The sequence below is a fragment of the Mesorhizobium sp. WSM1343 genome (genome assembly GCF_055901535.1).
Genome location: NZ_CM148370.1, coordinates 5,223,836 through 5,237,169, shown reverse-complemented (window position 1 = coordinate 5,237,169; position 13,334 = coordinate 5,223,836). Strand labels below are relative to the sequence as shown.

The 13,334-nt window shown below is 63.1% G+C and carries 14 protein-coding genes; 10 read left to right on the top strand and 4 right to left on the bottom strand.

The window, feature by feature from the left end:
* Positions 1 to 28: 28 nt before the first annotated feature.
* Both AC0NIL_RS25675 and purD read left to right on the top strand, forming a co-directional pair.
* A complete protein-coding gene (locus AC0NIL_RS25675) occupies positions 29 to 844 on the top strand; it encodes a phytanoyl-CoA dioxygenase family protein (RefSeq protein ID WP_473572716.1) in 816 nt (271 codons plus the stop codon).
* Between the two features lie 154 nt (positions 845 to 998).
* Entirely contained in the window at positions 999 to 2,276 is a 1,278-nt protein-coding gene (gene purD, locus AC0NIL_RS25670; RefSeq protein ID WP_473572715.1) for a phosphoribosylamine--glycine ligase, read from the top strand.
* Between the two features lie 13 nt (positions 2,277 to 2,289).
* On the opposite strand, the gene AC0NIL_RS25665 is transcribed toward purD, so the two are convergent.
* On the bottom strand, positions 2,290 to 3,399 hold the full coding sequence (locus tag AC0NIL_RS25665) for a glycoside hydrolase family 25 protein (protein WP_032809930.1): 1,110 nt from the start codon (positions 3,397 to 3,399) through the stop codon (positions 2,290 to 2,292).
* 246 nt (positions 3,400 to 3,645) lie between these two features.
* Entirely contained in the window at positions 3,646 to 3,864 is a 219-nt protein-coding gene (locus AC0NIL_RS25660) for a hypothetical protein (RefSeq protein ID WP_473572714.1), read from the bottom strand.
* A 214-nt stretch (positions 3,865 to 4,078) separates the two neighbouring features.
* Between AC0NIL_RS25660 and AC0NIL_RS25655 the strand changes: the two genes are divergently transcribed.
* Both AC0NIL_RS25655 and AC0NIL_RS25650 read left to right on the top strand, forming a co-directional pair.
* Positions 4,079 to 5,848: an acyl-CoA dehydrogenase gene (locus tag AC0NIL_RS25655; protein ID WP_473572713.1), complete on the top strand. Its 1,770-nt coding sequence runs from the start codon at positions 4,079 to 4,081 to the stop codon at positions 5,846 to 5,848.
* Positions 5,849 to 5,867: 19 nt separating this feature from the next.
* Positions 5,868 to 6,620 (top strand): crotonase/enoyl-CoA hydratase family protein, encoded by a 753-nt coding sequence (locus AC0NIL_RS25650; protein WP_473572712.1) that lies wholly within the window; start codon positions 5,868 to 5,870, stop codon positions 6,618 to 6,620.
* Between the two features lie 9 nt (positions 6,621 to 6,629).
* On the opposite strand, the gene pdxH is transcribed toward AC0NIL_RS25650, so the two are convergent.
* Complete coding sequence (gene pdxH, locus AC0NIL_RS25645; RefSeq protein ID WP_013532806.1) at positions 6,630 to 7,247, bottom strand: pyridoxamine 5'-phosphate oxidase; 618 nt, start codon at positions 7,245 to 7,247, stop codon at positions 6,630 to 6,632.
* 72 nt (positions 7,248 to 7,319) lie between these two features.
* On the opposite strand from pdxH, the gene AC0NIL_RS25640 reads away from it, so the two are divergent.
* The 4 genes from AC0NIL_RS25640 (at position 7,320) to AC0NIL_RS25625 (ending at position 10,368) form a co-directional block, all read left to right on the top strand.
* Positions 7,320 to 7,781, top strand: coding sequence for an RT0821/Lpp0805 family surface protein (locus tag AC0NIL_RS25640; protein ID WP_013532805.1), 462 nt, complete (start codon positions 7,320 to 7,322; stop codon positions 7,779 to 7,781).
* Positions 7,782 to 7,881: 100 nt separating this feature from the next.
* The gene (locus AC0NIL_RS25635) at positions 7,882 to 8,811 is read left to right on the top strand and encodes a DnaJ C-terminal domain-containing protein (RefSeq protein WP_024503598.1); all 930 of its coding nucleotides are present in this window, start codon (positions 7,882 to 7,884) and stop codon (positions 8,809 to 8,811) included.
* Between the two features lie 106 nt (positions 8,812 to 8,917).
* Complete coding sequence (gene fabI / locus AC0NIL_RS25630) at positions 8,918 to 9,736, top strand: enoyl-ACP reductase FabI (protein WP_013532803.1); 819 nt, start codon at positions 8,918 to 8,920, stop codon at positions 9,734 to 9,736.
* A 44-nt stretch (positions 9,737 to 9,780) separates the two neighbouring features.
* Positions 9,781 to 10,368 carry a histidine phosphatase family protein gene (locus AC0NIL_RS25625; protein WP_473572711.1) on the top strand — a complete coding sequence of 196 codons (588 nt, stop codon included), beginning with the start codon at positions 9,781 to 9,783 and terminating at the stop codon, positions 10,366 to 10,368.
* A gap of 169 nt (positions 10,369 to 10,537) precedes the next feature.
* Here the strand turns inward: AC0NIL_RS25625 and AC0NIL_RS25620 are convergent, their stop codons facing one another.
* Entirely contained in the window at positions 10,538 to 10,798 is a 261-nt protein-coding gene (locus tag AC0NIL_RS25620; RefSeq protein WP_013532801.1) for a DUF1344 domain-containing protein, read from the bottom strand.
* 179 nt (positions 10,799 to 10,977) lie between these two features.
* Here AC0NIL_RS25620 and aroC point away from each other — a divergent pair, with 179 nt between their 5' ends.
* Together aroC and ribB are read left to right on the top strand one after the other, a co-directional pair.
* Positions 10,978 to 12,087: a chorismate synthase gene (aroC, locus tag AC0NIL_RS25615; RefSeq protein WP_013532800.1), complete on the top strand. Its 1,110-nt coding sequence runs from the start codon at positions 10,978 to 10,980 to the stop codon at positions 12,085 to 12,087.
* A gap of 119 nt (positions 12,088 to 12,206) precedes the next feature.
* Positions 12,207 to 13,307, top strand: coding sequence for a 3,4-dihydroxy-2-butanone-4-phosphate synthase (ribB, locus tag AC0NIL_RS25610; protein WP_013532799.1), 1,101 nt, complete (start codon positions 12,207 to 12,209; stop codon positions 13,305 to 13,307).
* Positions 13,308 to 13,334 lie beyond the last annotated feature (27 nt).

Sequence of the window (13,334 nt, the reverse complement as noted above, 5' to 3'; positions counted from 1 at the left end):
AGTGGCTTTATTCCAAGAGGAGAACGCCATGGCTTCCCGGACTGCCACCCTCGACGCCACCAGGATCGGCGCGTCCACGATTGCCGACTATCAGCGTGACGGCGCTGTTTGCATTCGCGGCGCCTTCAAGGGCTGGGTCGACACGATTGCCGCCGGCATCGAACGCAACATGCAGAACCGCAGCGCCACCGCATCCGACATAGCCAATGGTCGCGGTAGTTTCTTCGATGACTACTGCAACTGGGAGCGCATCCCCGAATTCGTCAGCCTGGTACGGGACTCACCCGCCGCCGAACTGGCGGCGGCGGTGATGCAGTCGCGCACCGCGCAGTTCTTCCATGATCATGTGCTGGTGAAGGAACCCGGCACGCAGAAGCCGACGCCCTGGCATCAGGACATCCCCTACTATTTCGTCGATGGCCAACAGACGGTGAGCTTCTGGATACCCATCGACCCGGTGAAAGAGGCGACGCTGCGGCTGATCGCCGGCTCGCACAAATGGGACAAGATGATCCTGCCGGTGCGCTGGCTCGACGATAGCAATTTCTATGCCGGCGAGGGCGACTATCTGCCGGTGCCCGATCCCGATAAGGACCCTTCGATGAAGGTGCTCGAATGGGAAATGGAGCCGGGCGACGCCATCCTGTTCGACTTCAGGACCGCGCATGGCGCGCGTGGCAATATGACCGCGGCGCGGCGTCGGGCGCTGTCGCTGCGCTGGGTCGGTGACGATGCGCGCTATGTCGAGCGGCCGGGCCGTACCTCGCCGCCCTATCACGGCCATGGCATGCAGCCGGGGCAGAGATTGCGCGAGGACTGGTTTCCGGTCGTCTACCAGGGCTGAGCAGGGGCCAGAACAAGGGCGCTGGTATTCGGCGCCCATATTCGGCTGGTGACGTTCCCGCGTGCAATTCCCATCAAAGCACCCTGATGCCTTGACCCGTCGCCCAGAGAGCAATAGCGGGTGCTCCAAGGGAAATAGGCATCAAGAGGTGGCCATGAACGTTCTTCTTCTGGGCTCCGGCGGCCGCGAACATGCGCTCGCCTGGAAGATCGCCGCGTCGCCGCTGCTGACGAAGCTTTTTGCCGCCCCCGGCAATCCGGGCATTGGCGGCGAGGCCGAACTGGTCAAGCTCGACATCGCCGATCACGCCGCGGTCACCGCATTCTGCCGGGAGAAAAAAATCGACCTCGTCGTGGTCGGTCCGGAAGGCCCCCTGGTCGCCGGCATTGCCGACGATCTGCGCGCCGAAAATATCCGCGTCTTCGGTCCCTCCAAGGCAGCGGCACAGCTGGAAGGCTCGAAAGGTTTCACCAAGGACCTCTGCGCCCGCTACAACATCCCGACCGCCGCCTATGGCCGTTTCAGTGACCTGGCCTCGGCCAAAGCCTATGTCGAAAAGACCGGGGCGCCGATCGTCATCAAGGCCGACGGGCTCGCTGCCGGCAAGGGCGTCACCGTCGCCATGACGCTCAGTGAAGCACAGGCAGCACTCGATGCCTGCTTCGATGGTTCCTTCGGCGCCGCCGGCGCGGAAGTTGTGGTCGAGGAATTCATGACCGGCGAGGAGGCGAGCTTCTTCTGCCTCTGCGACGGTACCACCGCACTGCCCTTCGGCACCGCGCAGGATCACAAGCGCGTCGGCGACGGCGACACCGGTCCGAACACTGGCGGCATGGGGGCCTATTCGCCGGCACCGGTGATGACGCCGGAACTGGTCGAGCGCACCATGCGTGAGATCATCGAGCCGACCATGCGCGGCATGGCCGAACTGGGCGCGCCTTTCTCCGGCGTGCTGTTTGCCGGGCTGATGATCACCGACAAGGGGCCGAAGCTGATCGAATACAACACCCGCTTCGGCGATCCGGAATGCCAGGTGCTGATGATGCGGCTGAACGATGATCTGCTGGTCCTGCTCAACGCGGCAACCGACGGCCAACTGGCACATACCTCGGTGCGCTGGCGCGACGAGGCGGCATTGACCGTGGTGATGGCGGCGAGAGGCTATCCCGGCACGCCGGAAAAAGGCTCGGTCATCCGCGGCGTCGAAGACGCGGCAAGCGACGGCGTCCAGGTCTTCCACGCCGGCACCGCCATCAATGGCGGCGCACTGGTGGCCAATGGCGGCCGCGTCCTCAACGTGACGGCATCAGGCGCCACGGTCGGCGAGGCGCAGAAACGAGCCTATGCCGCGCTCGACCGCATCGACTGGCCGGACGGGTTCTGCCGCCGCGATATCGGCTGGCAGGCGGTGGCGCGCGAACAGGGAAACTGAAGTCCGCGTTGGCTTACCGCTGGCCGCGATCGAGTTCGGTGGAAGCGGTGCTGAGCGGATCGGCAGCGGCAAAGGCAGCGTCGAGTTGTGCGGGCGAACGCCGCTCGGTCCGCTTCCAGGCGACATATTGTACAATGCCGAAACTCGGTCTCCGGGGCACCGTCTTCACGACCGGCATGCGGAAGCCGTCGCGGAAACGGGACCAGCGTGTGCCCAACGCTGCGACCATGTCCTCGAAAGTCGGCGGCGCGGCCACAGACGCATAGGTGATGGTGACATTGCCGGCGAGGCCGGCCTCGCGTGAAACCGGTAGCGGTATGGAGGCGAGATAGTCCGGCGGCACGTCGATAAGCCCGCCGAACGGCCATTGCGCGCGCAGCGTTGCGGCGTCTGTCGGCGCGACATTGACGTCTATGTCGTTAGGCGTGCCGGCAACCCTGTAAGGGCAGCGGAAACGGCCGCAATTGGCTTGCGCCGAAAACTGCCACAGTGCGTAGCCTTGCCAGTTGCCCATCGGAAAATGCACGTCGATGTCGGACTTATAGCGGGCATACCAGAGCGGCAGCCGCGACAGGAGCCGGTATCGGTAGCTGTTGTCGGCAATGTACTGGGCGGTCTTGCCGTTGGTGTACAGCACCGGGAAACGGCCGATGCGCCGATGCACCTGGCGGACGAACTCCTCGGCATCGTCGAGCGACATCCATTGCGAGGGATCATTGCCCTCAATGTCGAGAGCCATGAGATCGTCGGGCGCAGGCTCGGCGAAATCGAGGAAATTGTTGGCCTGTTCGACCGGATTGCCCGGGCGGGCAAGGTGATAGGCGCCCCATTTCAGGCCGAGTGCCTTGGCCACCACCCGGCGCGTCTGGAACAGTTCGCGCGTCACCGCATGGCGTTTCCACAGCGCCTTGCAAAGCTTCACCTCAATGTCGTTGCCCAGGCAGAAATAGGGCGGCGGCATGCCGTCGGAGGCCTTGTTGATGAAGCCGACGACCCGCTTGTCGGTGGCGAGTTGGGCCCAACCGATGGAATTGTATTCGTAGGCATCGACCACCAAAGCGCGGTCGGCGTTCTTCCAGGGTTCGGAAAAATCCGAAGCCTTTGCCGCCGTGGACAGCGCCATCGTCGCCGCCAAGGCGAGAAGCGCCAGCGGATGTCGCCCAAAAGTGTGCAGCGGTTTTGGGGCAACGACATGCGGAGGAAACAATGGCTTGAAGGGCGTCGGCACGACACTCTTCAAGCGGCGAAGGAGACGCGCCGTCCTTTTCAAAACAGGGAATCCCCGTTGATCAAAGACAAATCCTGAACGGCTATGGTTAAGGAAGTACTTTCGGGGCTGACTTCAGAAAAGCTGGCGACGCATCAGCTGCTAGAATTCAAACGGGTCCGGAGCCGGCTCTTGCCGCAGCGTGCCCTCGGCGGCGCGTTTGCGGTGGTGGGCGAGTGAGCATTGCGGCGAGCATAATATGCCGCGATCCGACCAGTAGGCGGCCCCGTGGTCCAGTCTGCCGCCATGGTAGCAGAACCCCTCCGCTCGATAGGGCAGGCCGCATTCGACGCAGCGATAGGCGTCGGGTCTGGCAAGCATGGGCGGTTCCGGTTGGCTGGTTCTGATCCGTCGCCGGTCGACTTGATCCGGCATGGATTGAACTTAATACGCGCCGCCGCGATTGCAAAATCCGCGTGACAAAATTTGACGTTTACGTAAAAAGAAGATGGGAGACCGCTGATACGGCGGGTGGTTTTGCAGCGGCACCGGCTCTAGGGTTGGGCGGGCCGATGCATCAGGAGGAGTGAGCGCCATGTATAGGGCACCGGTCGAGGATATTGCTTTCACGCTCAAGCACGTCGCCGGCATGAAATCGGCGCTCGATGCCGGCAGGTTCGGCGATCTCGGCGATGACCTGGTCGATGCCGTTCTTGGCGAGGCCGGCCGCTTCGCCACTGAAGAGGTCGCACCGCTCTACACGATCGGCGATCGGCAAGGTGCCGTGCTGAAGGACGCTGCCGTCACCACACCACCCGGCTGGAAGGAACTCTATCGCCGCTGGATCGATGGCGGCTGGAACGCGCTCTCCGGGCCTGAGGAATATGGCGGCCAGGCGCTGCCGACCATGCTTGGCGTTGCCGCGCTCGAAATGTGGAACTCCGCCGCCATGGCCTTCGGCATCGGCCCGACGCTGACCATGGGCGCTGTCGAAGCGCTCGACAAACACGCCTCCACAGACCTCAAGGCAAAGTATCTCGAAAAGCTCGTCTCCGGCGAGTGGATGGGCACGATGAACCTGACCGAGCCGCAAGCCGGTTCGGACCTCGCCGCCTTGCGCGCCCGCGCGGAGCCGGTGGGTGACGGCAGCTACCGCATCTTCGGCCAGAAAATCTTCATCACCTATGGCGAGCACGACTTCACCGACAACATCATCCATCTGGTGCTGGCGCGGCTGCCCGATGCGCCGGCCGGCACGCGCGGCATATCGCTGTTCCTTGTGCCGAAATTCCTGGTCGGCGACGATGGCGCGCTCGGCGCCCGCAACGACGTCTTTTGTTCCGGACTTGAACATAAGCTCGGCATCCATGCCTCGCCGACCTGCACCATGATCTATGGCGATGGTTTCCAGGGCGCCAAGCCGGGCGCCGTCGGCTGGTTGATCGGCGAGGAGAACAAGGGCCTCGCCTGCATGTTCACGATGATGAACAATGCGCGGCTTTGTGTCGGCATGCAGGGGGTAGCGGTCGCGGAAGCCGCGACGCAGAAGGCGATCGCCTATGCCAATGAGCGCCGGCAGGGCAAGGCCGCGAGCTACACTGGCACGGGTATGGCGCCGATCGTCCATCACCCCGATGTCCAGCGTAACCTGCTGACCATGAAGGCGCTGACCCAAACCGCGCGCGCCATCAGCTATTCCTGTGCCCACGCCATCGACATGGCCCGTGTCTCCGCCGGTGACGAGGCGGCCCACTGGCGCGACCGCGCCAATCTGCTGACGCCGCTGGCAAAGGCGTTCTCGACCGATATCGGCGTCGAGGTTGCCTCACTCGGCCTCCAGGTTCATGGCGGCATGGGCTTCATCGAGGAGACGGGAGCGGCCGCCTTCTATCGTGATGCGCGCATCGCCCCGATCTACGAGGGCACCAACGGCATTCAGGCGATCGATCTGGTGATGCGGAAGCTGCCGCTCGGCGGCGGCGACCATGTGCATGGTTATATCGCCGAACTGGCTGATATGGCCGCAGCGGTGCGGACCTCGAACCTGCAGGGTTTCGGCCGCACCGCCGACGCTCTCGACGCGGCACTTGGCGATCTCGGCGAAGCGACCCGCTTCCTGCAGAAACTGGCGGCCGAAGGCCGGGCGGACGAGGCGCTGGCGGGTGCGACGCCTTATCTCAGGCTGATCTCGCTTGCCGCCGGCGGCGCCTATCTGGCGCGCGGCGCTCTTGCCGACCAAGGCCGTATTCCCCTTTGCCGCTTCTTCGCCGAAAACCTGCTCGGCGAGGTCAGCGCTTTGCGGGCGCGCGTCATCGATGGCGCCGAAAGCCTCGCCGCTGCCGGAAAAACGCTGATTTCCGCCTGACGTTCACAAGGAAAGAACCGTGACAGACCATATCCTCGTCGAGCGCCAGGGCGCCATCCAGATCATCCGCATGAACCGGCCGGACAAGAAGAACGCGCTGACGCGCGCCATGTATGCGAAAATGTCAAAAAGCCTGGCCGAAGGCGACGCCGACCCGGAGATCCGCGTCCATGTCTTTCTCGGCGTGCCCGGCGCCTTCTCCTCAGGCAACGACCTTGCCGACTTCATGATCATCGCCACCGGCGGTGACGGCGGCACCGAAGTCTGGGACTTCCTGATGGCGCTGGCAAAGGTTGAGAAACCCATGGTCTCCGGCGTCGACGGCATCGCGGTCGGCATCGGCACCACGCTCAACCTGCATTGCGACCTGACCTTCGCCACGCCGCGCACCGTGTTCAGGACGCCTTTCGTCGACCTTGGCCTGGTGCCTGAGGCGGGATCGAGCCTTTTGGCGCCGCGCATACTGGGCCAGCAAGGCGCTTTCGCGCTGCTCGGCCTCGGCGAGGGCTTTTCGGCTGAACGGGCGAAGGCCGCCGGCCTGATCTACGAGGTGGTCGAGGAAGCAGCACTGGAGGCCTCGGTGCTGGCGGCCGCCGGCCAGATCGCGGCCAAGCCGCCGCAGGCGTTGAAGATCGCGCGCGACCTGATGCGCGGCTCGCGCGACGACCTCGTCACCCGCATCGGCGAGGAAAGCGAGCATTTTCGCGAGCGCCTGAAGTCCGATGAGGCGCGCGCCGCGCTCACCGCGTTCATGACGAGAAAGAAGGCCTGAGCCTCTTCTTCAGGGATAAAGCCTCGTCTTGTCCCAGGCGCCTTTCGCGTTGCGGCTGAAGACGAGCCGGTCGTGCAGGCGGAACGGCCTGTCGTGCCAGAACTCGATTGTCGTGGGCACGATTCGGAAGCCGGACCAGTGCTTTGGCCGCGGGATCTCGCCGATCGGGTAGCGTGCCGTGTATTCGGCCACTGCCTTCTCCAGCGCAAAGCGGCTTTCCAGCGGCCGCGATTGTTTCGAGGCCCATGCGCCGATGCGGCTGCCGCGCGGCCGTGTCGCATAGTAGGCGTCGGCTTCGGCGTCGCTGACGATCTCCACCGGTCCGCGAATGCGTACCTGGCGGCGCAGTGATTTCCAATGGAAACACATCGCCGCCTTCATGCTGCCAAGAATCTCCTGGCCCTTGGCGCTCTCGAAATTCGTGTAGAAGACAAACCCGCTTTCATCGAACCCCTTGAGCAAAACCATGCGCACATCCGGCATGCCGTCGGTATCGACGGTCGCCAGGGCCACGCCGTTGGGATCGTTCGGCTCGCTTTTCGTGGCGTCGTCCAGCCATGCGGCAAACAGGCGAAACGGCTCGGCAGCCTCGGTAAAGTCACCGCTTGTTAACTCAGTGTCACTCATAGTTTTTCTCAAATTGTCACGAAGATTCTTACAAAGCCAAGATTCTTAACGAAGCAAGGGGGAGGCTGCCGATTGTCGCTTATCGCGCAAGCTTTTGACAGCAGGCAATGGAGCGTTATCGCTTCGGCCAGCGCGAAAGCCGCGATCGTGGCGGTCGCCTTGCCGCTTGCCGCTTGTGGCGCCGGCGGCTTCAGCCTGGAAAAAGCCGAAGTCGACCGCTCGATCCTGACCAGTAGCACATCGGCCTCGGCCGCGCCGGCCAGTCTGGATCGCGATTCCGACCAGACGACGATCGGCAATGCAGTCTCCTCGGCCGACATCGAGCAACTCGGCGGGCAGGCCGTCCCATGGGCCAATGCCGGTACCGGCTCGCGCGGTTCCATCACCGATCTGGCGGAATTGAAGGACAACGGCCAGACCTGCCGCCGCTTCAAGGCCTCGCGCGAAAGCTTTGACGGCGTTGCCATGTTCGAAGGCGAACTGTGCCTGGCCAGCGCCGGCGGCTGGCGCATGCAGGACTTCAAGGCGCTCTGATTTTCCGCGTCTGATATGCGGCTCCAGCACTGGAATTTCTTCCTATGGGGGCGCATATAAGAGGCAACCAGAGACTCAACTCTTCTCCAGGGCAGTAAGCATGCGCGACCCCTATGAGGTGCTGGGCGTTGCCAGGAACGCATCGGCCAAAGACATAAAGTCGGCGTACCGGAAACTCGCCAAAAAGCATCATCCGGACCAGAATCCGAATGATCCAAAGGCGAAGGACCGTTTTGCCGCAGCCAACCAGGCCTACGAGATCGTCGGCGACGAAAAGAATCGCGCCGCTTTCGATCGCGGCGAGATCGACGCCGACGGCAAGCCGCGATTCCAGGGCTTTGAGGGCGCTGCCGGTGGCGGCGATCCGTTTGGCGGCTTTCGCCGGCAGCAAGGTCCGGGCGGCTCGCGGTTCGAGTTCCGCTCCGGTCGACCCGGTGGCGATCCGTTCGACGGCAACAGCGACATCTTCAGCCAGATTTTTGGCGACACTTTTTCTGGCGCGCGCGGTCCCGGCATGGGCGATCGCCGCCAGCAGGCGACCGCTGCCGATCTGAATGTGACGCTCGACGTCACCATCGAGGAAGCGGCGACCGCTGAAAAGGTGACGGCGATGTTCCCCGACGGCCGCAAGGTGGCGGTCAAGCTGCCGGCCTATGTCGAGGATGGCCAGACCATCCGCCTCAAGGGCCAAGGCGAGCAGGGGCCGGGCCAGCCAGGCGACGCGCTGGTCAAGATCCATCTGCGCCGGCATCCACGCTACCGCATCGAAGGCCGCGACCTGCACGCCGATCTGCCGGTGGCACTGGCGGATGCCGTGCTCGGCGCCAAGGTGCCTGTCGAGACGCCGACCGGCAGGCTCGCCGTCAACATTCCGGCCTGGTCGAGCTCCGACAAGGTCCTGCGGCTGAAGGGCAGAGGCCTGCCGGAAAAGGCCGGCGGTCACGGCGATCTCTACGCTCATGTGCGTATCATGCTGCCGGAAGGCGGTGATAGCGCACTCGAAGCGCTGTTGCGCAGCCAAAAAGGCTGATCGGCGGCTTTTGTCCCCTGAACTGTCCGTTTTGAGCGCTTGAAGGGGCTCTGTGCCTGTGCGATAGGGCAACCCACAAAGCTGAAATCTTGCGGAGAGCGCTCACATGGCGGGTGGACAGGGCCTAATGGCCGGCAAGCGCGGCCTCATTCTTGGCGTCGCCAACAATAGGTCGATCGCTTATGGCATTGCCAAGGCCTGCGTCGATCATGGCGCCGAGATAGCGCTGACCTATCAGGGCGAGGCGTTCAAGAAGCGTGTCGAGCCGCTGGCGGCGGAACTGGGCGCCTTTGTCGCCGGCCATTGCGACGTCACCGATCCGGCGAGCCTGGATGAGGTTTTCGCCAATGTCGCCAAACATTGGGGCAAGCTTGATTTCCTCGTCCACGCCATTGCCTTCTCCGACAAGGATGAGCTGACTGGCCGCTATGTCGAGACGTCACGCGACAATTTCCTGCGCACAATGGACATTTCGGTCTATTCCTTCACCACCATCGCCAAGCGCGCCGAGGCGCTGATGACCGATGGCGGCTCACTGCTGACGCTGACCTACTACGGCGCCGAAAAGGTGATGCCGCACTACAACGTCATGGGTGTCGCCAAGGCGGCGCTCGAGGCCAGCGTGCGCTACCTGGCGGTCGATCTCGGCGCCAAGAAGATCCGCGTCAACGCCATTTCGGCCGGCCCGATCAAGACCCTTGCCGCTTCCGGTATCGGCGATTTCCGCTACATCCTGAAGTGGAACGAGTACAATTCGCCGCTGAAGCAGACGGTGACGCAGGAGGAAGTCGGCGATTCCGGCGTCTATTTCCTGTCCGACCTGTCGCGCGGCGTCACCGGTGAAGTGCACCACGTCGATTCGGGCTACCACGTCGTCGGCATGAAGGCGGTCGACGCGCCTGATATTTCGACGGTCAAGGACTAGCACCCCCCAACCGTCGTCCGTCCCGATCCGCACCGGAAGACCTGATGTACCCGCTGGTTTATATCGCGCGCCACGGCCAGACCGCGTGGAACGCCGAAATGCGGCTTCAGGGGCAGGCTGACACCGATCTCAATGCTCTTGGCCGCGAACAGGCGACCGGCAACGGGCTTCGGCTAGCTGCGTTGGTTCCAGATCCCTGGGAATTCGACTTCGTCGCCAGTCCGATGAAACGGACGCGCGAAACGATGCAGCGTATTCGCGCCGCGATGAAGCTGGATCCGGATGCCTATCGAACCGATCCGCGCCTCGTCGAGGTCAATTTCGGCGATTGGCAGGGATTTACCTTTCCCGAGCTGGAGACGCGGTATCCCGGAGCAAGCGGGAGGCGTGCTCTGGACAAGTGGAACTTCCAGCCGCCCGGCGAAGGCGCCGAGAGCTATCAGATGCTGCTCGAACGGGTGAGGCCATGCTTCGACGCGATCGAACGCCAGACGATATGCGTGACCCATGGCGGCGTCATGCGCACCTTGTTTCGTTTCGTTCTGGGATTGGCCGAGGACGAGGCAGCGAACCTGGAAATACCGCAGGATCGCCTGCTCAAGCTCGAAGGCAAGAGTCTGGAGTGGCTTTAATGCATGTCGCCCAAAAGTGGCCCCGGTTTTGGGAGAACGACATACATAAAACAAAGACCTAAAGCGGGTCGCCTGAAATCCGTTCAGACGCGACACGCTCTAGGCCATTTCGCAGGCGGCTCGGCGAAAGCTGAACCGCAAACACTGCATTCAATTGAGGTTGGAAGCTCTAGTTGGCTGAGCTGTCCGGCAGTTCCATGTCGGTGATGACGTTTTCGCCATTGGTCACATCGTAGGCGATGACGATGTCCATGCCCGGCTTCAGCGCGTCGAGATCGGTCTCTGCGTTCAGCTTGTAGGACTTGCCGTCATCCAGCGTCAGCGTCGCCGTGTCCTTGTCGATCTTCTTGATCAGGCCTTCGGTCTGGCCGGCGAAAGCGGCGGTGGAAAGCAGCAGCGTGGCGGCAACGGCGCTAATCAGGGTACGCATAATCGTTCCTCTTTATCATTGCACCGGCATGGCGGCGGGCTGTTCAACAGCGGATGGAGCAGAGCAGAAACCAACCGAATGTGTCAAAACTAAATCCGCCAGATCACAGTTTGACCCCTGTGAAAAACGCCAATAGAACGCAATCTTCAGCCGGCTCCGATGCCGGGCAGGGTCATTTCATGTCTCACAACACGTTCGGCCACCTTTTCCGCGTCACCACCTGGGGCGAAAGCCATGGCCCGTCGCTCGGCTGCGTGGTCGACGGCTGTCCGCCCGGCATCCGCTTTACGCGCGACGAGATCCAGGCCGAACTCGACAAGCGCCGGCCGGGACAGTCACGTTTCGTGACGCAGCGCCGTGAACCAGATGAAGTGAAGGTGCTGTCAGGTTTCATCCTCGACGAGGACGGCGAGACGATGATCACCACCGGCACGCCGGTGTCGATGCTGATCGAGAATGTCGACCAGCGTTCAAAGGATTATGGCGAGATCGCCCGCCAGTACCGGCCCGGCCATGCCGACTACACCTATGACGTCAAATACGGGGTGCGCGATTATCGTGGCGGCGGCCGCTCCTCGGCCCGCGAGACGGCAGCCAGAGTGGCGGCCGGTGCCTTGGCGCGCAAGGTGGTGCCCGGCGTGGTGGTGCGCGGTGCGCTGGTGTCGATGGGCGAGAAATCCATCGATCGCGCCAACTGGAACTGGAATTTCATCGGCGATGCGGAAAATCCGTTCTTCACCCCCGATCCGGCTTCCGTTCCTGTCTTCACGCAGTATCTCGACGGCATCCGCAAGGCGGGCTCCTCGGTCGGTGCGGTGATCGAGATCGTCGCCGACGGCGTTCCACCGGGCCTCGGCGCGCCGATCTATGCCAAGCTCGACCAGGACATCGCCTCCGGCCTGATGTCGATCAACGCGGTCAAGGGCGTCGAGATCGGCAACGGCTTCGAGGCCGCCCGCATCACCGGCGAGCAGAATGCCGACGAGATGCGCATCGGCAATGACGGCAAGCCGGTGTTCCTGTCCAACAATGCCGGCGGCATCCTCGGCGGCATCTCGACCGGCCAGGCAATCGTCGCCCGTTTCGCCGTCAAGCCGACCTCGTCGATCCTGACCCCGCGAAAGTCGATCGATAAGGACGGCAAGGACGTCGAGATCATGACCAAGGGCCGCCACGATCCATGCGTCGGCATCCGTGCCGTGCCGATCGGCGAGGCAATGGTTGCCTGTGCGATCGCCGATCATTATCTGCGGCATCGGGGACAGACGGGGAGGGGAATAGGGGAATAGGGGAATAGGGGAATAGGGGAATATGTTGCGCTCTTAGCCCGGCCGGCCAAATCTTTTTGCTTTTCCCTACTCCCTTACTGCCCTACTCCCTTATTCCCCTGCGAGCAAAGCGAGCACTTATGCCTTACGACCAGAAGAAAATCGTCGAAGCCCTGCGTGCTTTCGAACGCGGCGAGATCGTCGTCGTCATGGATGATGACGGGCGCGAGAACGAGGGCGACCTGATCGTCGCCGCTGTCCACTGCACGCCCGAAAAGATGGCGTTCATCGTTCGCCACACCTCCGGCATCGTCTGTACGCCGATGCCGCGCGAAGAAGCCAAGCGGCTGAACCTTGCCCCCATGGTCGCCGACAACGATTCCGCCCACACCACCGCTTTCACCGTCAGTGTCGATTTCAAGCATGGCACCACGACCGGCATCTCGGCCGAAGATCGCACTTTGACCGTTCGCAATCTTGCCAACGGCAATGTCGGTGGCTCGGATTTCGTCCGCCCCGGCCACATCTTCCCGCTGATCGCGCGCGAAGGCGGCGTGCTGATGCGCTCAGGCCATACCGAAGCAGCGGTCGATCTGTGCAAGCTCGCCGGCCTGCCGCCGGTTGGCGTCATTTCCGAGCTGGTCAATGATGACGGCACCGTCAAGCGCGGTCCGCAGGTGCAGGCTTTCGCCGAGGAGCATGGCCTCAAGCAGGTTTCGGTCGCCGACCTCATCGCCTACCGGCAGCGCAAGGAAACGCTGGTCGAACGCGTCGCCTGCTCGGAAATCGACACGCTCGGCGGCAAGGCACAGGTCTTCACCTACACGCTGCCGTGGGACTCCATGCATCACGTCGCCATCGTCTTCGGCGACATTCGTGACGGCGAGGACGTGCCGGTGCGTCTGCATTCGGAGGATGTGGTGACCGATGTCTTCGGCACCAGCCACCGGCTCGACGCCATCATGAAGACAATGGGCGAGCGCAGGCGCGGTGTCATCGTCTATCTCAGAGAAGGCTCCGTCGGCGTTGCGCATCAGGAGCGCAAGCGGCCGGCAAGCGGCGACCGCGAGGATCACGAAGAGGCGCGCCGCCGCGAAAACGAGTGGCGCGAGATCGGGCTAGGCGCCCAGATCCTCAAGGATCTCGGCATCTCCTCGATCAACCTGATCGCCTCGCGCGAACGCCACTATGTCGGCCTCGAAGGTTTTGGCATCCACATCGCCAAGACGGAGATCCTCTGAGCCTCCCGCCGATCCGGTTGCCGGAGA